This is a genomic window from Cupriavidus sp. CER-90 (assembly GCF_057652055.1).
The window spans coordinates 945,651-966,115 of record NZ_JBYGYM010000002.1; the positions used below are offsets into that span (position 1 = coordinate 945,651).

Here is a 20,465-nt window from a genome sequence, read left to right on the forward strand (position 1 = left end):
GGCGGCTACCCACCGCCCGATGCCACTCAGAAGTAGAAGTTCGCCGACAGTTCCGCCGAGCGCGGACGGCCCAGCAGCCACTGCTGGCCGCCGTTCGAGAACGATTCGGCGTAGTCGCGGTTGAACAGGTTGTAGACGCGCAGCGTCAGCGCCGCCTGCCTGGTCACGCGCCACGACAGCGCGGTATCGACCGTCGTATAGCTCGGCACGCGCACCTTGTTGGCGGTGTCCGCGTAACGGCCGCCCACGTAGCGCAGGCCCGTGGCGAACGTCCACTGCGGCATGAAGTTCCAGCTCAGCCAGGCGTTGGCCGCCTGCTGCGGCACGCTGGTCGGCACATTGCCGGCACGCGACACCGCCACGCCGCCCACCGATTCGGTGAAGTCGTCGTAGCGTGCCCGCAGCACCGTGCCGTTGATGTCCAGGCGCAGGCCGCGCAGCACTTCCACGCTGGCCGATGCCTCCAGCCCCCGCGACGACTGCTCGCCCACCTGCTGGGTGATGGTCGGATTGACCGGGTCGCGCGACAGCAGGTTGTTCTTGCGGATCTCGTAGGCCGCAACCGTCCATTCGCCGCGATGGCCCCAGAACGCCTGCTTCACCCCCACTTCCACCTGCTTGCCGGTGGCCAGCTCGAAATTGCGCTGCGCGTCGCTGGTCGTCACCAGCGAACCAAGCGGATCGGTGGCCGTGGCGTACTGCGCGTAGACCGACAGCGCCGGCGTGAACTGGTACACCGTGCCCACGCGCCACGTGGTATTGGCGAAGGTTTTCTCCCACCCCGTGTTGGCGACCAGATCGGTACGGTACAGCCGGGCGTGGTCGAAGCGCACGCCGCCGATCACCGACCACTGCGGCGTAAAGGAAATACGATGCTCGCCGAACAGCGCGTACTGCGTGGTGTTGGTCCGCAGGCGCGGCGAGGTGACGATGCCCGGCGGACTGAAGAACATCCCCGGATCGAAGTCGTACGCATTGACCGTCGACGCTCCGCCATACGGCGAATTGTTCGAATGCGTGAAGTTGATCTTGTTGATGTCGAAGCCGACCGTCGTGGCGTTCTCCAGCCCCAACAGCCGGCTCTTGACCGTCAGGTCCGCGCGGTTGCCCACCTGCTCCTGGTCGTGCAGGATTTCCAGATAGTCGGTGCGGCGCACCTGCGAGGTTGCCGGCAGAAACGCGTAGGTCTCGCTATCGCGCCAATGCCGATGGCTGGTCAGGTAATAGAACTGGTTACGCACCGTGACGCGGTCGTTGGGCGTCCATTCGGCGTTCAGGCGCGTCCAGCGGTCGCGGTAGCGGATCTGGGCATCGCCGACGTTGTAGTTCTTCTTGCGCAGCGACGTGTCCAGGCTGCCGTTCACCAGCGGCACGCCGAAGTACTGCTGCGGATGCTGGGTGCCGTCGTCATAGGACAGCGTCAGGTTGAAGTCCGGATTGACGTCCAGCCGCACCGACGCCGACACCATCAGGTTGTTCGAATCCCCGCGATCGACCCAGCCAGCCGAGCGGTTGTAGGCGGTGGCGAAGCGGTACGACAGGTTGTCGTTGACCTTGCCGCCGCTGTCGAACGCCACGCGCGCGGTCTTCTCGGTGCCGCCCGCGATCTGGAGTTCGTTCTCGATGGGCCCGCGGATCGGCTTCTTCTGCACCACGTTGACCACGCCACCGATCGCCCCTTCGCCATACATGACCGATGCCGGCCCGCGCAGCACTTCGATGCGATCCACCGACCAGGTATCGAACGGGAATGTGACCGTGCCCGACGCCACGTACATGCGCGTGCCGTCGAGCAGCTGCATGACCGAGCCCTGGCCGGCAAAGCCACGGGCCGTCAGCGACGTGCCGCCGTTGCCGGGCGCCGGGTTGCCGGTGATGCCGGTGGCCCGCGTCACCGCTTCCCGCACGGACTGGTCGCCGCGCGCACGGATCGTCTCGCCGCCGAGCACTTCGACGCTGGCCGGCGTTTCCAGCGGGGTCAGGCCCAGGCGGCTGCCTGTGTATTCGGGCGTGGACAGGGCCAGCCCGGGCGGGTCAAGCTGAGCCGCCCCGCTGACCGTGACGGCCGGCAACGTGCCTGCCTTCCGGTCGGAAGCGGCCTCCTGGGCCCATGCACCGGGGAAATTGAGGCTGGCGACGGTGCCAAGCGAGGCCGCCAGCAGATGTGGCCGGCGCGCACGCGCGGCGCCAGGGCGAAACGGGGCCGAGCGCGAGCGGCCGGCGGAATGCGCGGACAGATGGTGTGTCATCGTGAAGCCGGGCGACCCCGCCCGGGCAATGGATTTCGATGATGACAACAGGCCGGTATCCGGGCTTGCAGGGCGGCGCTTCTCGCGCCGGGGATGCCATCGCCTTCCCGCGCCATGTGCTGGCGCAGTGACCGCCGACCCGGATGGATCGGCCTGACGGTTCCCAACCTGCTTACCGTTGCGGGGGCAGCACAGGCATGGCCGCTCTCGTCGAAATCTGGACGATCGGCGACGCACCTGTTTCCCGTTTAACCGGCGAATGGCTCGCCGGCACCTGCAGTCACGGTCGGCACACGAGGGCCGTGTGCCGCGGGGCGCATTCTACCTGCAACAGCCTTGATACAAACGCGACAAAACGACACGCGCCCGGCGTGCCGGCCGTGGGGGCCGGCCCACGCCTCAGAACACGCGCGTCAGGAATTCCCGCGTCCGCGCCTGAACGGGCGCCCCGAACAGCTGCGCCGGCGGGCCCTCCTCGACCACCTTGCCGCCGTCCATGAAGACCACATGGCTGGCCACCTCGCGCGCGAAACCCATTTCGTGCGTGACCACCAGCATCGTCATGTGCTCGTCGGCCAGCTGGCGCATGGTGCGCAGCACTTCGCCGGTCAGTTCGGGGTCGAGCGCCGACGTGGGCTCGTCGAACAGCATGATGTCCGGCTCCATGGCCAGCGCGCGGGCAATCGCCACGCGCTGCTTCTGGCCGCCCGACAGACGCGACGGGTAGCTGTCGCGCTTGTCGAACAGGCCGACCTTGCGCAGCAGATCCTCGGCCAGCGGCACGATGCGGTCGCGCGGCATGCCCTTGACCGTCATCGGGGCCTCGATCAGGTTCTGCAGCACGGTCAGGTGCGGGAACAGGTTGAACGACTGGAACACCATGCCCATCCTGGCGCAAATACGACGCAGATCGGCACCCTTGGCGTAGCGCACGCCGCCGGCGTCGGTGGCCGCCAGCACTTCGCCCTCGATTTCCAGCGTGCCCCGGTCGATCAATTCCAGATGGTTCATGCACCGCAGCAGCGTGCTCTTGCCCGAGCCCGATGGGCCGATGACGGCGGTCACGTCGCCCTTGCGCAGCGACAGGGACACGCCCTTGAGCACCTCCAGCGCGCCGAAGGACTTGTGAATGTCGCGGGCCGACACCATCAACGGGCGCTCGCGCACGCCTGTGTTCTCATTGATCGTATCTTGCATAGCGTTTTTCGAGGCGTTGGAAGAGCCACGTCAGAACCAGCGTCATCACCAGGTAAAACAGGGCGGCCACCAGGAACGGGGTTGTCGTGAAATCGCGCTGCACGATGCTGCGCGCCGTGCGCAGGATGTCATTGAGCGCCAGCACGTAGATCAGCGAGGTGTCCTTGACCAGCGTGATGGTCTCGTTGCTCACCGGGGGCAGCACGCGGCCGATCATCTGGGGCAGCACGATCCGGCGCATGGTCTGGAAGTAGCTCAGGCCAAGCGTCTTGCTGGCCTCGTACTGGCCGCGCTCCACCGACTGGATGCCGGCCCGGAAGATCTCGGCGAAGTACGCCGCGTAGTTCAGCGCGAACGCGACCACCGCAGCGGGGAAATCGGGCAGCCGGATGCCGACATACGGCACGAACGGCAGCGCGAAATAGATGAAAAGCATCTGCAGCATCAGCGGCGTGCCGCGCATCAGCCAGATATAGCCATTCACCAGGCCGCTGACCGGCGCCCACGCCGAAATCCGCAGCAGGGCCAGCGCCAGGCCCAGCGGCACCGACAGCCCGAGCGTGATGGCGAACAGGGTCAAGGTGACCTTGGCCCCTTCCATCATCGGAGGCAGGAGAGAAAGAACGTAGTCCATGCTGAAACATTACGATGCAGGTGCAACAGGGCCGGTGCAATTTGCTTGCTTTCCCGAACCCTGCGCCGCCTGCAAGGTGGCTGTCCTTACTTCGTGATGTCCGCGCCGAACCACTGGGTGGCGATGCGTGCGGCCGTGCCGTCCTGCTTCATCGAAGCCAGCGTCTTGTTCAGCTTGTCCAGCAGTTCGCCGTCGTCCTTGCGCACGCCCACGCCGTAGTCTTCGGTGCCGAAGTTCTCGGTCAGGATGCGGTATTCGCCGGCGCGCTTGCTGGCGAGGTAGCGGCCCACCACTTCGTCGACCACCACGGCGTCCAGCCGGCCTGCCGACAGGTCCATCAGCGCCGTCACGTTGTCGCCAAACGATTTCAGTTCCTTCAGGCTGGCGGCCACGGCTGCCTCTTTCTTGATCGCGTCCACGGCGCTGCTGCCGTCCTGTGCGCCAACGATGCGGCCGGCCAGGTCGGCCTTGGTCTGGATCGGCGACTTTTCGGTCACGATGACGATCTGGTGGTTCGTCATGTACGGCGCGGTGAAGCTGATGTTCTTCTTGCGGTCCTCGGTGATCGTCAGGCCGTTCCACAGCACGTCAACGCGCTTGCCGTTCAGTTCGGCTTCCTTGGCGCTCCAGTCGATCGGCTTGAAATCCACCGCCATGCCAAGCCGCTGCGCCGCTTCCTTTGCCATGTCGATGTCGAAGCCGACCAGCTGGTTGTTGGCATCGCGGAAACCCATCGGCGGGAAGTTGTCGTCCAGGCCCACGACGATGCTGGTGCTGGCGCTGGCAGGCTTTGCCGCCGGCGTCGGGTCGCTCTTGCCGCAGGCGGCCAGCAACGAAAGACCGGAGATCAGGAGAACGGCTGCTATTTTTTTCATGATGTCGAGGAGAGATTAAGGGTGCGGCAACGCGTGCCGCCGCACCGATGGCAGGATCGCCGCCACCGGCACCATTCGCGCCCGTTGGCGCAACTGGCGCTCACAGCCAGGCAATGCCCGGGCGCCGCGCACAATTGCCCCGCCGCGCCGGGTTGGGGGCCGGCATGGTGTGAATATCGGGAAGTGGGCGCGGAATCCAGGCGATTCGGCAAGGCGATCCGCAGAGGTCGCTGAACGCGTGAGCCATCGGCCATCTGGCGTCCTGGCCCACCGGGTTGACCGATGGGCAGCGCCGGGTGGCCAGCCAACAGGCCGACATTCTACAGGGACGCACGGCGCGGCAGGCCGGGATCGGCGCCGCGCCTGATGTCATCCGTGTTGCGATTGATACCTGAAAAGCACTTTTTGGGGAGATCGTTCAGGCCGGCATGATCGGCGGCCAGTTGTGGGTCTCGGCCTGGCAGTGCTTGCACCAGGCGTACAGGGCGTCGTACATCACCATGCCCTGCCGCAGCATGTCATGGTCGTCGGCAAAGGTCTGCGACAGGCCCAGCGATATCGCATAAAGGCCGCCGGACTCGCGGGTGAGGTCCAGCCGCGACGTGTCGGCACCCCGGACGATGGCGGCAAGCTGGTCGAGCGAGGGGTCGGCCAGGCCGTACTTCTTCAGGAAGGCGTCGAAACTGCACAGGTCGCCTTCGTGCGACAGCTCGACGCCCGGTATGTCGTAGGGAATCGCCCCGCTGCGCTGCGCTTCGGCCAGTACGTCGCCGGCGGGCACATACAGAAACTCCGGCGAAGGATCGATAAACCGGGCCACCAGCCAGGGACAGGCAATCCGGTCGATCTTGGGGCGTTCTCGCGTGATCCATTTCATGATTGGCTCCTGAACATCCGCCGACGCCGGCTGACATCAGCCGCGCAGCAGCGGATAGACGATCAGCCCGATCACGGCCGCACCGAGCACGATCACCGGCTCTGGCAGTTTCTTGAAACGCCAGAGCAACAACACGGTCACCACGGCCAGCGCCACGGTCGGGACATCGACCAGCGAGCGCCGGGCCAGCACGATCACGGCGCCCGTGATGGCGCCGACGGCCGCGGCCGTCACGCCGTCCACGAAGGCGATGATGGCCGGCCGCTTGCCGTACTTCTTGAAGTAAGGCGCCGGGATGACGGTAAACAGATAGCACGGCAGAAACGTGGCCAGCGCGGCCACCACCGCGCCGGGCAGGCCGGCCACCAGATAGCCGATGAAGCCCACGGTAATCACCACGGGGCCGGGCGTGATCATGGCCACGGCCACGGCATCGACGAACTGCTTGTCATTGAGCCAGTGGTGCTCGGTCACCACGCCGCCGTACAGGAACGGCACGATGGCCAGCCCCGAGCCGAATACGAACGCCCCGGCCTTGGCGAAGAACACGCCGATCTGCATCAGCAGCGGCCAGTCCAGGCTGCTGGCGAACCCGCCGGCCATCGGCAACTGCGCGGCGGCGACGGCATTGACGCCCCGCTCGCGCAGCCACTTCGGCGGCGCGCGCCAGAACCAGACCAGCAGCCCGGCGGCCAGGAACAGCCAGGCGATTTCGGATTCGGTGATGACCGTGACCGCGCCCAGCACCAGATAGATGGCCCACAGCAACGGGTCCCGGCCCACGCTCTTGTTGGTCAGCTTGTACGCGCTGAGCGTGATGATGCCGATCACCGTCGCGCCGACGCCGTAGAACACCGACTGCATCCACGTCAGGCCGCCGAACTTCGTATAGGCCCAGCCCAGCGCCAGCACCATCAGGAACGACGGCAGCACAAAGGCAATCCCGACCAGCGTGGCGCCGACGATGCGGTAGTGGACATAGCCCAGATAGATGGCAAGCTGCGCGGCCATCGGCCCGGGCGCCAGTTGCGCCAGCGCGATGCCCTCCTTGTAGTCCCCGTCGGTGATCCATTGCCTGCGCTCGACCAGATCGCGATGCATGTAGCCGGCCAGCGCCACCGGCCCGCCAAAGCCGAGCGTGCCCAGGCGCAGCATGTAGCAGACCAGCTGCCAGAGGCCATAGCGGGGGCCGTCCTGGCCGATGTCCCCGGTGGGGGTCGTGTCTTGCGGATTCATGTGCGATGTCCCCAGGGTGCTACCGCTTGCGGCGGCTGGCGCTGCCGTAGTGGGTGTAAAGGGAATCCAGTACCGGGCCCATATCGCGCAGCAACGCGTCGTCGTCCGGCATACGGGTGCGTGCCCCGGTCAGCACGGCTTCGAAGCCGCTGGCCTCCGCAACCGGCGCCCCACCGACATCGAGCACGTGGATCAGTTGCGCCAGCTTGGCCAGCCCCTTGTCCTCGTCCAGCCCGAAGCTCGCCATCAGCACCTCGAACGACACGCGGTCGCCGACATGCGTGAACGTCGCGCCGTCGAAATCGAATCCGAGCGCATCGGCCGGGCACTGCCGTACGTCATCGAGCCACAGGAACCTGGCATGCGGATCGATAAAACGCTGGATCAGCCAGGCGCACGCGACGCGGTCTACCCAGAGGTGCTTGCGCGTGGCCCAGCAGCGCCCCTGGTACTGCGTGGGATCGCGCCTGGCGATGGCACCGGAGACGCCGTGCGGCTCGCCGGGAGACAGCGCGGCATCCACGGCGGCATTGAAATCGCGCCACTTTGCCTCGGCAATCGCCGCGGGCTCGCCGGGGAAGAAGTCGATCTTCCGGATCGCGTCATAGCCACGCCCCAACCGGCGCGCGACGCGCAACAGCTCGGCTTCGCCCAGGCCCGTGATGGCCTCGCGGGCAGCTGCCAGTTCAGCGGTCCAGTCGGCATATTCGGCCGAACGATCGAACAGCCGCCGATAGTCGGCTTCCTGTTCCTGCGTGGCCACGACCGATAGCAGCCAGACCTTGCCATCCTGATCCGCCGCATCGTCGGCAAGCGCCTGGAGCGGCGGCTGCAGTTCAGGCCGGTCCGGAACCAGGTAGACGCCATCGCGCAGCGCCGCGCCGCCCAGCGCCTTGATCGCGCGCCAGAACCGCATGCGGGCCGTGGCTGCCGACGTCGGCAGGCTGATGACCAGGAGCCGCCAGGTGGCGGAATGAAAAGTGTCCATGCCGGGCATCGTAGATGGCCGCAACATGCACTTCAAGTCTGTCACAAGCTCTACAACGGGGGTACGCTCCCGGCCAGGCGATCAATGCGCTGCCCAGGCCAGTCCTGTGGTGGCGGGGCGCCTGCCGAGCGCGCTGCGGGCGACCAGGGCACACACCGCCAGCGTCCCGGCCAGCATGCCAAGGGACGACGAGGTGTGCCCATGCGACGAGAATCCCGTCGCAAAGGCGACGGCGGCCATTTCCAGCTTGCGACCGATTTGTTGAGGGCGTGTCATAGCGGTTGCGCCTTTTGCCTGTGCGCTTGTTCCGGGTGGCCCGGCTCCGATGCCGCGCCACCCCCAGGGGATTTCAGTACTCGATCACCGGCGCATGCACCGGGGCGATCGACGGATGGGCGCTTTGCGTGCGCTGGGCGGCCTTGTGCACCATCGTGTAGGCGTAGTCGATGCCCATGCCGTAGGCGCCCGAATGTTCCTTCGCCAGGCCCGTCACCGCGTCGTACGTTTCCTTGTTCTTCCAGTCACGCTGCCATTCCAGCAGGACCTGCTGCCACGTCACCGGCACCACGCCGGCCTGGATCATGCGCTGCATGGCGTAGTCGTGCGCTTCCTTGGTGGTGCCACCCGAGGCGTCGGCCACCATGTAGATCTCGTAATCCCCTTCGAGCATGGCGCTCAGCGCGAAGGTCGTGTTGCAGACTTCGGTCCACAGGCCCGCCACGACGATCTTCTTGCGGCCGTTGGCGGCCAGCGAATCGCGCACCTTCTGGTCGTCCCACGAGTTCATCGAGGTGCGTTCGAGCGTTTCCTTGCCCGGGAAGACGTCGAGCAGTTCGGGGTAGGTGTAGCCGGAGAACGATTCGCTCTCGACGGTGGTGATGGTGGTCGGCACGTCGAAGATCTTGGCAGCCTTGGCCAGGCCCACGACGTTGTTCTTCATGGTCTGGCGGTCCATCGACTGCACGCCGAAGGCCATCTGGGGCTGGTGGTCGATGATGATCAGCTGGCTGTTGCGCGGGGTCAGGACTTGCAGTTTGGCGTTCGACATGATGGGCTCCGGCATTAAAAATGATTCAACAAGTTTGAGGGATGATCGGGCGGCGCTGGCTTCGCTTCGCGGGGTTCGCTGCGTGGCCGCGCTGTCCATGTGCAGAACTATAGCCACCAGCCTCCCGCACAAAGTGGGCTATCGTCGTCATAGTCATTCAAAATTATTGAATATTGGTGGGTGACTGGCTTCGCAATGCGGGAGAAACGAAAAAGCCGGCGGAGGCCGGCTTATCGATACTTGCGCACAGGACGGACAGACCAAAGAAAAAGCCCCGCACGGGGCGGGGCTCATCGTCACAACCGGTATGAGGCGGGATCAGAACGGAATATCGTCGTCCATGTCCTCGAAGCCATTCGACGGGGCCTGCTGCTGACGGCGCTGGCCACCCTGCTGGCCGCCACCGCCGCCCTGGCCGCCCTGGCCGCGGCCGCCGCCGTAGCCACCGCCACCGCCGCCTTGCGATTCGCGGCTGTAGCCACCGCCACCGCCGGCACCGCCGCCGTAGCCGCCTTCGTCGCCGCCGCCGCCACCCTGGCGGGCGCCCAGCATCTGCATCTGGTCAGCCACGATTTCGGTGCTGTACTTGTCCTGGCCCGACTGGTCCTGCCACTTGCGGGTGCGGATGCGGCCTTCGATATAGACCGACGAACCCTTGCGCAGGTATTGACCGGCGATCTCGGCCAGCTTGCCGAAGAAGGCGATGCGGTGCCATTCGGTCGCTTCCTTGAACTCGCCACTCTGCTTGTCCTTGTAGCGGTCGGTCGTCGCGAGCCGGATGTTGGTCACGGCGTCGCCGCTGGGCATGTAGCGGGTTTCGGGGTCGGCGCCCAGGTTGCCGACGAGGATGACTTTGTTGACCGATGCCATATAAGAGTTCTCCAAGGACCGCGCCCTTTCAGCGCGGCGTTAAACGTAGTGCGAGATTCGCAGAAAATGAATCGGGCCCGCGACCGCCACCCGGCACAGGCCCATCACTGGACGACCGTAAACGACATCACGCGCCGTTCGGAATACTCCGTCGGGCGCGTGTCGAATGCTACCGCCGATGCCGGGAAAAAGCGTGTCGGGCTTTTGCGGATAGGTCAAAATTTGTGTCTAAGCCGCCACTGCCGAGGCGCCCTCCTTGCTGCGAGCCGGCGGCGCCTTCATGCTCCAGGCGATTATAAGCCACAGCAGCAGCACCGCCGCGCAGGCCACGAACACCGCCGGACGGCCCTCGTGCTTGAGCAGCCAGCCGCCCGCCACGCCGCCCAGGGCCAGGCCCAGCGACTGCGTGGTGTTGTACACGCCGAGCGCGGCACCGCGGCTGGCGGCCGCGTAGCGCGACACCAGCGATGGCTGCATGGCCTCCAATACGTTGAACGCCACGAAGAACAGCAGCAGCACGCCCACGATCGGCCACAGCCCATGCACGGTGGCGAACAGCAGTTGCACGGCAGTCATCAGCGCCACCGACGCCAGCAGCACCGGCCGCACCTTGCCGTAGCGTTCGGCGGCCATCATCGGCGCCAGCATCAGCAGGAACGACACCAGCACCACGGGCAGGTACACCTTCCAGTGCTGGTCCAGCGGCATGCCGGCATCGCCCAGCATCGCCGGCACCACCATGAACATCGCCACCTGGCTGGCATGCAGCGCCAGCACACCGACGTTCAGGCGGATCAGGTCGGCATTGAGCAGCACCTTGCGAAACGGCATCTGCACCGGATGGGGCGGCGGCGGGTTCGGCACCACGAACAGCGTCACGCCGATGGCCAGGGCGCCCAGCACGCCCATCAGCCCGAAGATGCCCGACATGCCGATGCTGTGCAGCAGCGGCGACGCAATCACCAGCGACAGCGCAAACGTCAGCCCAATGCTGCCGCCAACCATCGCCATGGCTTTTGTACGATGCCGTTCGCGCGTCAGGTCGGCGATGCAGGCGGTAATGGCCGCCGAGATCGCGCCCATGCCCTGCAGGGCGCGGCCGATGGTGATGCCGGTCAACGTGTCGGAAAAGGCGGCGACCAGCGCCCCGGCCACGAACAGCAGCAGGCCGGCCACCATGACCGGCTTGCGGCCCACGCGGTCGGACAGCCAGCCCAGCGGGATATGCAGGAAGGCCTGCATCAGGCCGTAGATGCCCATCGCCACGCCCACGCGCTGTGCGTCGTGCCCGTCGGGCAGCGTCCGCGCGTATTCGGCGAAGACGGGCAGGATCAGGAACAGTCCCAGCATGCGCAGCGCAAAGATGCTGGCCAGCGACAGGCTGGCGTGCAACTCGCCGCGGGTCATGCGGTCGCGCACGGTTTCGGTGCGCGTGGGCTCGTTGGAAAGACTGGGTGAGGAAGGGGGGATCGACGGCATTGCGGTCGTGGGTGGAATTCTGGCTCGGTCGCGGGCTCGGTCAGCCTGGCAGCTTCGACACGCGCTGGCGCCCGGAAGTTGCCCCGGACCTTGCCTTGTCTGGCATCGCAGACATCCACGCAACAGACGCTGCCGCGATGCCTGCGGCCCCGCCGGCACGTCGCCGTCTTCAGTCCGTTTGGCGCCGGGTAACCCCGGAAACCGAAGTTCGGTATATTAGCAGGTTTGCTTCTCGCGCTTGTTCCATCACGTCCGGCTGCGGCCAGGCCTGAAATGTGCGTGAAGCGGCGGGCTGGCGCCCTTGTCGGGGGCGCCCCAAGCGTCTGGCCAGGCACATCGAATTTCCGCGGGACCGACCTGCTCGCAGGCCGCCCACCGGGCGAACGAACGGTATATGGAAGAAATCAAGATCCGTGGGGCGCGTACCCACAACCTGAAGAACATCAACCTGGACCTGCCGCGCAACAAGCTCGTGGTGATCACGGGCCTGTCCGGCTCCGGCAAGTCCTCGCTGGCGTTCGACACCCTCTACGCCGAGGGCCAGCGCCGGTACGTGGAATCGCTGTCCGCCTACGCCCGCCAGTTCCTGCAACTGATGGAAAAGCCCGATGTCGACCTGATCGAAGGGCTGTCGCCCGCGATCTCGATCGAGCAGAAGGCCACCAGCCACAACCCGCGTTCCACGGTCGGCACGGTCACCGAGATTCACGACTACCTGCGCCTGCTCTACGCCCGCGCCGGCACCCCCTACTGCCCCGACCACAACATCGCGCTGCAGGCCCAGAGCGTGTCGCAGATGGTGGATGCCGCACTGGCACTGCCCGAAGACACCAGGCTGATGATCCTGGCGCCCGTGGTGTCCGACCGCAAGGGCGAGCATTCCGACCTGTTCGATTCGATGCAGGCGCAGGGTTTCGTGCGCTTCCGCATCCGCTCGGGCGGCGGCACGGCGCACGAGGCCGAGGCGAAGGTCTACGAAGTGGACAGCCTGCCCAAGCTCAAGAAGACCGAGAAGCACTCGATCGACGTGGTGGTGGACCGCGTGAAGGTGCGCGCCGACATCAAGCAGCGCCTGGCCGAATCGTTCGAGACCGCGCTGCGCCTGGCCGACGGCCGCGCGCTCGCGCTGGAAATGGATACCGGCCGCGAGCACATGTTCAGCTCGCGCTTTGCCTGCCCGATCTGCTCGTATTCGCTGCAGGAACTGGAACCGCGCCTGTTCTCGTTCAACAACCCGATGGGCGCCTGCCCGAGCTGCGACGGCCTGGGCCAGATCACGTTCTTCGACCCGAAGCGCGTGGTGGCCTTCCCGAACCTGTCGCTGGCCTCGGGTGCCATCAAAGGCTGGGACCGCCGCAACCAGTTCTACTTCCAGATGCTGCAGAGCCTGGCGGCGTTTTACGACTTCGACACCGAGGCCGCGTTCGAGGACCTGCCCGCCGAAGTGCAGCAGGTGGTGCTGCACGGCTCGGGCGAGCAGGAAATCCCGTTCACGTATATCAACGAGCGCGGCCGCACCACGGTGCGCTCGCATGCGTTCGAGGGCATCATTCCGAACCTGGAGCGCCGCTATCGCGAGACCGATTCGGTAGCGGTGCGCGAGGAACTGGCCAAGTATCAGAACAACCAGGCCTGCCCGGCCTGCCACGGCACGCGCCTGCGCACCGAAGCCCGCCACGTGAAGATCGGCGAGGACGAGCAGGCGCGCGCGATCTACGAGATCAACGGCCTGCCGCTGCGCGACGCGCTGACGTGGTTCCTGACGCTGAACCTGCACGGCGCCAAGCGCGAGATCGCCGACAAGATCGTCAAGGAGATCTCGGCGCGGCTGAACTTCCTGAACAACGTGGGACTCGACTACCTGTCGCTGGAGCGCAGCGCCGACACGCTGTCGGGCGGCGAGGCCCAGCGCATCCGCCTGGCCTCGCAGATCGGCTCGGGCCTGACCGGCGTGATGTACGTGCTGGACGAACCGTCGATCGGCCTGCACCAGCGCGACAACGACCGGCTGATCGGCACGCTCAAGCACCTGCGCGACATCGGCAATTCCGTGCTGGTGGTGGAGCACGACGAGGACATGATCCGGGCCTGCGACTACGTGGTCGACATCGGCCCCGGGGCCGGCGTGCATGGCGGGATGATCGTGGCCGAAGGCACGCCCGCGCAGATCGAGCAGTCGCCGGCGTCGCTGACGGGGCAGTACCTGTCCGGCCAGCGCAGCATCGAGGTGCCGAAGAAGCGCGCCGCGCCCGACCCGGACCGGCTGCTGCGCATCGTCAATGCCACGGGCAACAACCTGCGCAACGTGTCGGCCGAGATCCCGGTGGGCCTGCTGACGTGCATCACCGGCGTGTCGGGCTCGGGCAAGTCCACGCTGATCAACGACACGCTCTACAACGCCGTGGCGCGCCACCTGTATGGCTCGACGGCCGAACCGGCGCCGCACGACCAGATCGAGGGGCTGGAACACTTCGACAAGGTCATCAACGTCGACCAGAGCCCGATCGGCCGCACGCCGCGCTCGAACCCGGCCACGTACACGGGCCTGTTCACGCCGATCCGCGAACTGTTTGCCGGCGTGCCGGCGGCCAAGGAGCGCGGCTACGATCCGGGCCGGTTCTCGTTCAACGTCAAGGGCGGCCGCTGCGAGTCGTGCCAGGGCGACGGCGTGATCAAGGTGGAGATGCACTTCCTGCCGGACGTCTACGTGCCGTGCGATGTCTGCCACGGCCAGCGTTACAACCGCGAGACCCTGGAAGTGCTCTACAAGGGCAAGAACATCTCCGAGGTGCTGGACCTGACCGTGGAGCAGGCCCACGAGTTCTTCAGCGCCGTGCCCGTGGTGCGCCGCAAGCTGCAGACGCTGCTCGACGTCGGCCTGGGTTATATCCGGCTTGGACAATCGGCTACGACGCTGTCAGGCGGCGAGGCGCAGCGGGTGAAGCTGTCGCTGGAACTGTCCAAGCGCGACACCGGCCGCACGCTGTACATCCTGGACGAGCCGACCACGGGGCTGCACTTCCACGACATCGAACTGCTGCTGGCGGTGATCCAGAAGCTGCGTGACCATGGCAATACGGTGGTGATCATCGAGCACAACCTCGACGTCATCAAGACGGCCGACTGGCTGATCGACATGGGCCCCGAGGGCGGCGCGGGCGGCGGCCAGGTGATTGCCAGGGGCACGCCGGAGACCGTGGCGGCCAGCAAGGCCAGCTTTACCGGCAAGTACCTGGCGCCGCTGCTGAAGCGGAAGTAAGGCGCCCGGAAGGCGCCCGGCGGTCCAGGCGGGCGGCGTGCCTAGCGCGCCTCCGCCACGTCGCCGATCTTGCCCGGCGTGTCTTCCTTCATGCGGCTGCGGTTCATCAGCCCGGCCTGCTCCAGCACCGGGTAGGCGGTGGCGCAGAACAGCGAATTGAGCCGCTTCATTTCGCTGATCACATCCAGGTGCAGCGAGCTGGTCTCGATACTTTCGACGGTCTGGACGGCCACGCGCTGCAGGTGCGAGCGCGCGTACTTGCGTTCCAGGTCGCGGAAATTGGCCTTTTCGGCCATCAACTGCTGTGCGCTGCGGATGTCGCCGGTCAGGAATACCGACAGACCCAGCCGCAGGTTGCCCACCACGCGCGCGTGCATTTCGGCGATTTCCTGCATGCCGGCCTCGGAGAACGACAGGTTGTGCGCGATCTTCTTCTCCCGGGCATCGACGATGACACGCTCGATGAGATCCCCCGCATGCTCCAGGTTGATGGTCAGCGAGATGATTTCGGTCCAGCGCTGGCCGTCGCGTTCGTCCAGCGCCTCGGTGCTGATCTGGGTCAGGTAGAGCTTGATCGCGGTGTACAGGTCGTCCACCTCGTTGTCGATCCGGCACGTGGCGTTGGCCAGCTTCAGGTCGTTGGTGCGCAGCACGCGCAGCAGGTTGTCGAGCATCTGCTCCACGCGGTCCCCAATGCGCAGCACCTCGCGCGCGGCATTCGACAGCGCCAGCGTGGGCGTGGACAGCGCGGCGGGGTCCAGGTGGCGCGGCGTCACCTGGCTGTCGCCGGTGTTGCGGCCGGGCAGGATGGCTTCGCACAGGCGCGCCAGCGGCGCCGTGGCGCCCAGCAGCACCACGGCCAGCGCCACATTGAACAACAGGTGGAAATTGACGATCAGCCGTTGCGGGTCGGCGTCGATGTGGGCCAGCAGGTCCTCGGCCTGGGTCAGCAGCGGCAGCGCGATCACGCAGCCCAGCAGGCGCGACAGCAGGTTGCCCAGCGTCACGCGCTTGCCGGGCTGGTTGTTGCCCGACGTGGTCAGCAGCGCCGAGATGCCGGACCCCAGGTTGGCGCCCAGCACCAGCGCCAGCGCCACGTGGATCGACACCACGCCGGCCGACGCCAGCGCGCCGCAGAACAGCACCACGGCCAGGCTGGAATAACAGAGGATGGTCAGGAAGGCGCCGATCAGCATGTCCAGCGCGGCGTCGCCGGTCAGCGTGCTGAACAGCACCTTGACGCCGGCCGCCTGCACCACCGGGCGCGTGGCAATCGAAATCAGTTCCAGCGCCAGCGTGATCAGGCCCAGCCCGATCAACACCCGGCCCACGTGGCCAGCCTTGCTGCCCTTCCAGCTCAGATGCAGGATCACGCCGACGAAGATCAGCAGCGGCGACAGCCATGACAGGTCGAGCGAGAACACCTGCACCATCACGGCCGTGCCCACGTTCGCGCCCAGCATGATGGCCAGCGCCGGGGCCACGGCGATCAGGCCCTGGCCTACGAAGGAGCTGACGATGACGGCGGTGGCATTGCTGCTCTGCACGAGCCCGGTCACGCCCAGGCCGGCCACGAATGCCTTGAAGCGGTTCGACACGCTGGCCGACAGCACATGGCGCAGATTGGCGCCGTACACGCGCAGGATGCCGACCTTGACGATATTGGTGCCCCAGACCAGGAGCGCCACGCCGGAGAGGAGATGAAGCAGTACGCCCATTGTGCGTCCCTTGTGACCGGTGCCGGCGGGTGGCAGGAGGCGTGCCGCCCGGTCATCGCGTTGTTATCAAGGGGGCATTATGCGCCCCGCTGTCATGTGGGGCAATTGGACGGGGTCCGACGTCCGCCTAAGCGTTGCGCCGGCGTCAGTGGCCGTCGAACTTGCAGACCGTGAACAGCGGCAGGCCGCTGCCGTGCAGCAGCTTCGACCCGCCCAGTTCTGGCAGATCGACGATTGCCGCGCCCTCCACCACCGTGGCGCCCAGGCGTTCCAGCAGCTTGCGGCCGGCCATCATGGTGCCGCCCGTGGCGATCAGGTCGTCGATCAGCAACACGCGGTCGCCGGCCTTGCAGGCGTCGGCGTGGATTTCCACGGTGGCGCTGCCGTATTCAAGCTCGTACTCCTCGGCCACGGTCTGGAACGGCAGCTTGCCCTTCTTGCGGATGGGCACGAAGCCCAGGTTCAGCTCGTACGCGATGATCGAGCCCAAGATAAAGCCGCGTGCGTCGATGCCGGCCACGAGGTCCAGTTGCTGGTCCATGTAACGGTGGACGAACACGTCGATCAGCACGCGCAGCGTCTTGGGGTTCTGCAGCAGCGGGGTGATGTCGCGGAACTGGACACCGGGCTGCGGCCAGTCCGGCACGGTGCGGATGCGGTCACGCAGGTAGCCGGTGACATCGCCGAGATCGGGGGACTGGATGATGGGATCTGCCATGGGGAATCTGTCTGGAAAGAGTTCATGCGGTAACGGGCTACCACCCGCGCCCCGCCTTGCCGCCGCACAATGGCCCGGCTGCTTGGGCGTCCGCAACCCGTAACCATACAGGAGACAGCTATGGCAAAGAAGATTCTGATGCTGGTCGGCGATTTCGCCGAAGACTACGAGACCATGGTGCCGTTCCAGGCACTGCAGATGGTGGGCCACACGGTCCACGCGGTCTGCCCCGACAAGAAGGCCGGTGACGCCTGCGCCACCGCCATCCATGACTTCGAGGGCGACCAGACCTACACCGAAAAGCGCGGCCACAATTTCACGCTCAATGCCACCTTCGCCGATGTGAACCCGGCCAGCTACGACGCCCTGGTGATTCCGGGCGGCCGCGCGCCGGAATACCTGCGCCTGAACGACCGGGTGATCGAGATCGTGCGTCACTTCGCCCAGGCCAACAAGCCGATCGCGGCGGTCTGCCACGGCGCCCAGCTGCTGGCAGCGGCCGATGTGCTGGAAGGCCGCACCTGCTCCGCCTACCCCGCCTGCGCCCCCGAAGTACGGCTGGCCGGCGGCAAGTACGCCGATATCCCCGTGGACCAGGCCCATACCGATGGCAACCTCGTCACCGCCCCGGCGTGGCCGGCACATCCGGCCTGGCTGGCGCAGTTTCTTGCCGTGCTGGGAACGCGGATCGTAGAGTAGAGGCTTCCGAAAGCGGCCAGCCCGGCCGCGGCGCACGGGAGGTCGCATGTGTGAGATTTTCATCCGGGCCAATCCGGATTCGTACCAGACCCAGTCGCGGTCGCTGCGCCTGCACGGCGTGGCGACCAGCATCCGGCTCGAAAACCTGTTCTGGGAAGTGCTGGAAGAACTGGCACAGCGTGACGGCATGAGCGTCAACCAGCTGCTGGCGCGCCTGCACGACGAGTTGGCCGAACATCGCGGCGAGGCGTCGCTCACCGCCAACTTCGCGTCTTTCCTGCGCGTGTGCTGCATGCGTTACTTACTGCTACAGAACGAAGGCCGCATCCCGGCCGATACCGATGTGCCGATCCGGTCGCTCGATGCCCGGTCGGTGCTGAGTGATCTACCCGCCTCGTGGGTCGAGGGTAGCAGCCCGCGCCGACCCACTCCGCGGGACGGACGGCAAACGCGCAGCGCCTAAGTCCGTCCCGAACGGGTAACGGTAAAGCCGGCGCCTACTGCCGCACCAGCCGTTCTTCGGCCGATTCGAGCGCCTCGGGCGTGCCGCGCAGCACGACGATGTCGCCCGGCTCCAGTACGGTTTCGGGCTCGGGATCGAAGGCCCGGATGCCGCGCCGGCGCACCGCCGTGACCTCCACGCCGATGCGCTCCAGCCCCAGCGTGCCCAGGCGCCGCCCCACCGCCGTATGCTCGGGCCCGAGCGATACCGAATGCAGCCGCACGGTATCGCGCTCCACCATGTCTTCCTCGTCGTCGCGGCCGTGGAAGTAGCCGCGCAGCAGGCTGTAGCGCGCGTCGCGCGCCTGCTGCACGCCGCGCACCACCCGGCGCATCGGCACCCCCAGCAGCACCAGCGCGTGCGACGCCAGCATCAGGCTGCCCTCGATGATTTCCGGCACCACCTCGGTGGCCCCGGCCTTCTGCAGCGTATCGAGCTCCGAATCGTCCACGGTGCGCACGATCACCGGCATCGCGGGCGCCAGTTCCTGCACGTGGTGCAGCACCTTCACCGCCGACGGCGTATTGGCGTACGTGATCACCACCAGCGCGGCCCGGTGGATACCGGCGGCGATCAGCGATTCGCGCCGCCCGGCATCGCCATAGACCACGGTGTCGCCGGCCGCGGCGGCCTCGCGCACGCGGTCGGGGTCGAGGTCCAGCGCCACATAGGTAATGCCCTCGCGCTCCAGCATGTGCGCCAGGTTCTGCCCGCTGCGGCCATAGCCGCAGATGATGGCGTGCTTTTCGGTCTGCAGGCTCTGGGCCGCGATACGGGTCATGTTCAGCGACTGCATCAGCCATTCGTTGGCCGCAAAGCGCAGCACGATGGCGTCGCTGTACTGGATCAGGAACGGCGCGGCCAGCATCGACAGCAGCATCGACGCCAGGATCACCTGGATCAGCACCGGGTCCACCAGCCCCATGCCGTCGATCTGGTTCAGCAGCACGAAACCGAATTCGCCGGCCTGCGCCAGCCCCAGGCCGGTACGGATGGCCACGCCCTGGCGCGACCCGAACAGCCGCGCCAGCCCGGTGATCAGCACCAGCTTGAACAGGATCGGCAGCACCAGCAGGCCCAGCACCAGCCAGATATGGTCGAACACCACGCGCACGTTGAGCAACATGCCGATGGTGACGAAGAACAGCCCCAGCAGCACGTCGCGGAACGGCTTGATGTCTTCTTCCACCTGGTGGCGGTACGGGGTCTCGGAGATCAGCATGCCGGCCATGAACGCGCCCAGCGCCATCGACAGGCCCAGCCGTTCGGTCAGCGCGGCCATGCCCAGCGTGACCAGCAGCAGGTTCAGCATGAACAGTTCCTGCGACCGGCGCGCCGCCACGATGTGGAACCAGCGGCTCATCAGCTGCTGCCCGACGAAGAAGATCAGGCCCAGGGCCACCACGATCTTGACCGTGGCCAGCCCCAGCGCCCAGGCCAGGTCGCCGGGGTCGCGCGACAGCGCCGGGATGATGATCAGCAGCGGCACCACGGCCAGATCCTGGAACAGCAGCACGCTGATGATGTTGCGGCCGTGCTCGCTTTCCAGCTCCATGCGCTCGGATAGCATTTTCACGACGATGGCCGTCGACGACATGGCCAGCGCGCCGCCCAGCGCCACCGACGCCTGCCAGGTCAGCGGGAACGCCCAGCTGAACAGCCAGCTGGCCGGCAGCACGGCCAGCAGCGACAGCGCCACCTGCGACCCGCCCAGCCCGAACACCAGCCGCTTCATGGCGCGCAGCTTGCTCAGGCTGAACTCCAGGCCGATCGAGAACATCAGAAAGACCACGCCGAATTCGGCCAGGTACTTGGTCTGGCCCGTATCGCTGGCCAGCCCCAATGCATGCGGGCCGATCAGGATGCCAACCGCCAGGTAGCCCAGCATGGGCGGCAGTTGCAGCATGCGGAAGGCCACCACGCCGAAAACGGCGGCGGCCAGCAGCACGAGGGTCAGTTCCAGCGGAGAATGCATTCGGCAGGCTTCAAAAACGACGGCCGGGCACGCGCCTGAGCCGGCATCTGCACCCCGCCGGCAAAAGACGGCAAGCGCGGCGGTCGTCGTGGCAGCCGGGCGGGTTGCCGGGCCAGACGCCATCGCATTCGTTGGTATACT

17 protein-coding genes and 1 riboswitch are annotated in these 20,465 nt (G+C 66.5%); of the genes, 3 read left to right on the plus strand and 14 right to left on the minus strand.

Features of this window, described 5'->3' with window-relative positions; all coding sequences use genetic code 11:
* Positions 1–26: 26 nt before the first annotated feature.
* From AC24R4_RS14845 to AC24R4_RS14895, 11 genes are all read right to left on the minus strand, one after another.
* Positions 27–2,249, minus strand: coding sequence for a TonB-dependent receptor (locus AC24R4_RS14845; RefSeq protein ID WP_400396327.1), 2,223 nt, complete (start codon positions 2,247–2,249; stop codon positions 27–29).
* Between the two features lie 33 nt (positions 2,250–2,282).
* Positions 2,283–2,542: riboswitch (cobalamin riboswitch) on the minus strand.
* 106 nt (positions 2,543–2,648) lie between these two features.
* Positions 2,649–3,398, minus strand: coding sequence for an amino acid ABC transporter ATP-binding protein (locus tag AC24R4_RS14850; RefSeq protein WP_487523959.1), 750 nt, complete (start codon positions 3,396–3,398; stop codon positions 2,649–2,651).
* A gap of 28 nt (positions 3,399–3,426) precedes the next feature.
* A complete protein-coding gene (locus AC24R4_RS14855; protein WP_153946491.1) occupies positions 3,427–4,080 on the minus strand; it encodes an amino acid ABC transporter permease in 654 nt (217 codons plus the stop codon).
* 86 nt (positions 4,081–4,166) lie between these two features.
* A complete protein-coding gene (locus AC24R4_RS14860; protein ID WP_487523308.1) occupies positions 4,167–4,955 on the minus strand; it encodes a transporter substrate-binding domain-containing protein in 789 nt (262 codons plus the stop codon).
* Between the two features lie 418 nt (positions 4,956–5,373).
* Complete coding sequence (locus AC24R4_RS14865) at positions 5,374–5,832, minus strand: chromate resistance protein ChrB domain-containing protein (protein ID WP_153946489.1); 459 nt, start codon at positions 5,830–5,832, stop codon at positions 5,374–5,376.
* Between the two features lie 36 nt (positions 5,833–5,868).
* Positions 5,869–7,068 carry a chromate transporter gene (locus tag AC24R4_RS14870; RefSeq protein ID WP_487523309.1) on the minus strand — a complete coding sequence of 400 codons (1,200 nt, stop codon included), beginning with the start codon at positions 7,066–7,068 and terminating at the stop codon, positions 5,869–5,871.
* 19 nt (positions 7,069–7,087) lie between these two features.
* The gene (locus AC24R4_RS14875; protein WP_487523310.1) at positions 7,088–8,056 is read right to left on the minus strand and encodes a chromate resistance protein ChrB domain-containing protein; all 969 of its coding nucleotides are present in this window, start codon (positions 8,054–8,056) and stop codon (positions 7,088–7,090) included.
* Between the two features lie 81 nt (positions 8,057–8,137).
* Positions 8,138–8,332 carry a hypothetical protein gene (locus tag AC24R4_RS14880; RefSeq protein ID WP_487523311.1) on the minus strand — a complete coding sequence of 65 codons (195 nt, stop codon included), beginning with the start codon at positions 8,330–8,332 and terminating at the stop codon, positions 8,138–8,140.
* Positions 8,333–8,405: 73 nt separating this feature from the next.
* Positions 8,406–9,104 (minus strand): hydrolase, encoded by a 699-nt coding sequence (locus AC24R4_RS14885; RefSeq protein ID WP_153950441.1) that lies wholly within the window; start codon positions 9,102–9,104, stop codon positions 8,406–8,408.
* A gap of 318 nt (positions 9,105–9,422) precedes the next feature.
* Positions 9,423–9,974 carry a single-stranded DNA-binding protein gene (locus tag AC24R4_RS14890; RefSeq protein ID WP_400393837.1) on the minus strand — a complete coding sequence of 184 codons (552 nt, stop codon included), beginning with the start codon at positions 9,972–9,974 and terminating at the stop codon, positions 9,423–9,425.
* 228 nt (positions 9,975–10,202) lie between these two features.
* Entirely contained in the window at positions 10,203–11,453 is a 1,251-nt protein-coding gene (locus tag AC24R4_RS14895; protein WP_400393835.1) for an MFS transporter, read from the minus strand.
* A 394-nt stretch (positions 11,454–11,847) separates the two neighbouring features.
* Between AC24R4_RS14895 and uvrA the strand changes: the two genes are divergently transcribed.
* On the plus strand, positions 11,848–14,712 hold the full coding sequence (uvrA, locus tag AC24R4_RS14900; RefSeq protein WP_400393833.1) for an excinuclease ABC subunit UvrA: 2,865 nt from the start codon (positions 11,848–11,850) through the stop codon (positions 14,710–14,712).
* 41 nt (positions 14,713–14,753) lie between these two features.
* Here the strand turns inward: uvrA and AC24R4_RS14905 are convergent, their stop codons facing one another.
* Positions 14,754–16,430: a Na/Pi cotransporter family protein gene (locus AC24R4_RS14905; protein WP_400393831.1), complete on the minus strand. Its 1,677-nt coding sequence runs from the start codon at positions 16,428–16,430 to the stop codon at positions 14,754–14,756.
* A 145-nt stretch (positions 16,431–16,575) separates the two neighbouring features.
* Positions 16,576–17,148, minus strand: a complete 573-nt coding sequence (locus tag AC24R4_RS14910; RefSeq protein WP_400393829.1) for an adenine phosphoribosyltransferase — start codon at positions 17,146–17,148, stop codon at positions 16,576–16,578.
* A gap of 120 nt (positions 17,149–17,268) precedes the next feature.
* Between AC24R4_RS14910 and AC24R4_RS14915 the strand changes: the two genes are divergently transcribed.
* Complete coding sequence (locus tag AC24R4_RS14915) at positions 17,269–17,847, plus strand: DJ-1/PfpI family protein (protein ID WP_101680002.1); 579 nt, start codon at positions 17,269–17,271, stop codon at positions 17,845–17,847.
* 46 nt (positions 17,848–17,893) lie between these two features.
* On the plus strand, positions 17,894–18,310 hold the full coding sequence (locus AC24R4_RS14920; RefSeq protein WP_487523312.1) for a ribbon-helix-helix domain-containing protein: 417 nt from the start codon (positions 17,894–17,896) through the stop codon (positions 18,308–18,310).
* A gap of 34 nt (positions 18,311–18,344) precedes the next feature.
* Here the strand turns inward: AC24R4_RS14920 and AC24R4_RS14925 are convergent, their stop codons facing one another.
* Positions 18,345–20,324 carry a monovalent cation:proton antiporter family protein gene (locus tag AC24R4_RS14925; RefSeq protein WP_400391316.1) on the minus strand — a complete coding sequence of 660 codons (1,980 nt, stop codon included), beginning with the start codon at positions 20,322–20,324 and terminating at the stop codon, positions 18,345–18,347.
* Between the last annotated feature and the right edge of the window lie 141 nt (positions 20,325–20,465).

Bases quoted from the DNA above. Each gene is read 5' to 3' on its own strand.
- AC24R4_RS14845 (WP_400396327.1), bottom strand. From the start codon at position 2,249: ATGACACACCATCTGTCCGCGCATTCCGCCGGCCGCTCGCGCTCGGCC.
- AC24R4_RS14850 (WP_487523959.1), bottom strand. From the start codon at position 3,398: ATGGTGTCGGCCCGCGACATTCACAAGTCCTTCGGCGCGCTGGAGGTG.
- AC24R4_RS14855 (WP_153946491.1), bottom strand. From the start codon at position 4,080: ATGGACTACGTTCTTTCTCTCCTGCCTCCGATGATGGAAGGGGCCAAG.
- AC24R4_RS14860 (WP_487523308.1), bottom strand. From the start codon at position 4,955: ATGAAAAAAATAGCAGCCGTTCTCCTGATCTCCGGTCTTTCGTTGCTG.
- AC24R4_RS14865 (WP_153946489.1), bottom strand. From the start codon at position 5,832: ATGAAATGGATCACGCGAGAACGCCCCAAGATCGACCGGATTGCCTGT.
- AC24R4_RS14870 (WP_487523309.1), bottom strand. From the start codon at position 7,068: ATGAATCCGCAAGACACGACCCCCACCGGGGACATCGGCCAGGACGGC.
- AC24R4_RS14875 (WP_487523310.1), bottom strand. From the start codon at position 8,056: ATGGACACTTTTCATTCCGCCACCTGGCGGCTCCTGGTCATCAGCCTG.
- AC24R4_RS14880 (WP_487523311.1), bottom strand. From the start codon at position 8,332: ATGACACGCCCTCAACAAATCGGTCGCAAGCTGGAAATGGCCGCCGTC.
- AC24R4_RS14885 (WP_153950441.1), bottom strand. From the start codon at position 9,104: ATGTCGAACGCCAAACTGCAAGTCCTGACCCCGCGCAACAGCCAGCTG.
- AC24R4_RS14890 (WP_400393837.1), bottom strand. From the start codon at position 9,974: ATGGCATCGGTCAACAAAGTCATCCTCGTCGGCAACCTGGGCGCCGAC.
- AC24R4_RS14895 (WP_400393835.1), bottom strand. From the start codon at position 11,453: ATGCCGTCGATCCCCCCTTCCTCACCCAGTCTTTCCAACGAGCCCACG.
- uvrA (WP_400393833.1), top strand. From the start codon at position 11,848: ATGGAAGAAATCAAGATCCGTGGGGCGCGTACCCACAACCTGAAGAAC.
- AC24R4_RS14905 (WP_400393831.1), bottom strand. From the start codon at position 16,430: ATGGGCGTACTGCTTCATCTCCTCTCCGGCGTGGCGCTCCTGGTCTGG.
- AC24R4_RS14910 (WP_400393829.1), bottom strand. From the start codon at position 17,148: ATGGCAGATCCCATCATCCAGTCCCCCGATCTCGGCGATGTCACCGGC.
- AC24R4_RS14915 (WP_101680002.1), top strand. From the start codon at position 17,269: ATGGCAAAGAAGATTCTGATGCTGGTCGGCGATTTCGCCGAAGACTAC.
- AC24R4_RS14920 (WP_487523312.1), top strand. From the start codon at position 17,894: ATGTGTGAGATTTTCATCCGGGCCAATCCGGATTCGTACCAGACCCAG.
- AC24R4_RS14925 (WP_400391316.1), bottom strand. From the start codon at position 20,324: ATGCATTCTCCGCTGGAACTGACCCTCGTGCTGCTGGCCGCCGCCGTT.